1 protein-coding gene and 1 pseudogene are annotated in these 1916 nt (G+C 65.4%); both read right to left on the bottom strand.

Annotated elements, in window-relative coordinates:
- Nucleotides 1–1136, bottom strand: a pseudogene (locus tag GHO03_RS24310) (excinuclease ABC subunit A); the annotation flags it as partial.
- A gap of 25 nt (nucleotides 1137–1161) precedes the next feature.
- A partial coding sequence (locus GHO03_RS24315) for a thioredoxin domain-containing protein (protein ID WP_153400672.1) occupies nucleotides 1162–1916 on the bottom strand: 755 nt, incomplete at its 5' end.

Below are 1916 nucleotides of genomic sequence, written 5' to 3' on the forward strand. Positions count from 1 at the left end.
TCTTCCGACAGCGCGGAGGTATGGCGCACGTCGGGCGATACCGCATGGACCGCATGGCCGGTGGCAGCGCGTTCGGCACGCTCGCGCCGGGTCGCTTCCTTGTCCGTAGCCGCACCCGCTGCATGGGCGCGGAAATCGCCCTGTGCGATGGGTTCGAGCAATGCCGCCAAGTGGTCCAGCGGCATCTGCATAAACGCGCCGATGTCCACCCCAGCGAAGGTGACCGACAGCGCTTCGGGCTTGAGCCTCTTGCCGTGGCAGGTAGGGCACGGTTTGCCCTCCATGAACCGGGATACGCGCTTTCTCATCAGCGCGCTCTGGGTATTGGCGAAGGTGTGCAACACATACCGCCGGGCGCCGGTGAAGGTGCCCATGTAGCTCGGCTCCATCTTGCGTTTGAGCGCGGAGCGGGTTTCGGCAGGCGTGAAACCGGCGTACACCGGCACCGTTGGTGTTTCCTCGGTGAACAGAATCCAGTCGCGATCCTTTTTCGGCAGGTCCTTCCACGGCCGGTCAACGTCGTAGCCCATGCTGACCAGGATGTCGCGCAGGTTCTGGCCCTGCCAGGCGGGTGGCCAGGAAGCAATCGCCCGCTCACGGATGCTCAGGGAGGGGTCGGGCACCATGAGCGCCTCGGTCACCTCGTACACATGACCCAAGCCGTGGCAGGCCGGGCACGCCCCCTGCGGCGTGTTCGGCGAAAAATCCTCGGCGTACAGCATTGGCTGGTTGGCGGGATAGGTGCCGGCGCGCGAATACATCATCCGCACCAGGCTGGACAGGGTGGTCACACTGCCCACGGAGGAACGCGCATTGCTGGACCCCCGCTGCTGCTGCAGCGCCACCGCTGGTGGCAGGCCGTCGATCGCATCTACGTCCGGCACGCCCGCCTGGTCGATCAGGCGCCGTGCATAGGGGGCCACCGACTCAAAATAGCGTCGCTGTGCCTCGGCATAGATGGTGCCGAAGGCCAGCGAGGACTTCCCGGAGCCGGAGACACCCGAGAACACCACCAGCGCATTCCGCGGGATAGAGACGTCCACCTCTTTGAGGTTGTTCTCGCGCGCGCCACGCACCTGCACGAGGCCGCTGGCCGCAGCGGTACAAGAGGATTCACCGAAAGAATTGCTTGGCATGTTCTTATCCTGTAGTTCGCCCCGCTCAGGACGGGACTTCCTGAGTGCGAGGGCCGCGGCGACTGGCTTCGAGCACTGCGGTGAGAGTGCGGGCGTCGTAACTGCCGAGCAGACGACGACCCTGGATGAAGAACGTAGGAGTGACGTGCGCACCGCTGGCGACCGCGCTGACGAGGTCACGCTCGACACGCTCTATCACTGCGGGACTGTCGAGATCCGCGATGAACCGATCGATGTCAAGACCCAGCTCGGCGGCGTAGCCGATCAAGTCCTCTCGCTCCAGCGCATGCTGACGGGTGAACACGAAGTCCAGCCACGGCCAGAACATCCCCTGGTTCGATGCCGCCTCGGACGCCCGCGCGGCGATCGGCCCGTGGGGGTGGTGCGGCAACTGGCGCACCACATACCGCAGGTCGTCCCCGAAGTGGGCGCGCAGATCGTCCCACGAACCGGTGGCGTGTGCACAGTACGCGCACTCGAAGTCAATGTACTCCACGAGCGTGAGCTGGGCGTCCTCCGGACCGCGGATGTGATCGACTTCCGGATCGACTGGTGGCTCAAGTACCATCGGCAAATCGGCAGTCTCCTCCCCCCACTTGAGAGCGGCGACCTTGAATATCAGCCACCCGAGCAACGTGGCGAACACCATCGACACGAGCACGCCGACCGTCGCCTGGCGGCCCAGGCCCGAGGTCGTGCCGAACGCGAGCCCGATGATGAGCAGCGACACGGTGAACCCGATCCCGGACAGCGCCGCCCCACCGAACACGCTCCCCACCC

This window comes from Pseudomonas sp. FSL R10-1339, assembly GCF_009600545.1.
Classification (GTDB): Bacteria; Pseudomonadota; Gammaproteobacteria; order Pseudomonadales; family Pseudomonadaceae; genus Aquipseudomonas; species Aquipseudomonas bubulae.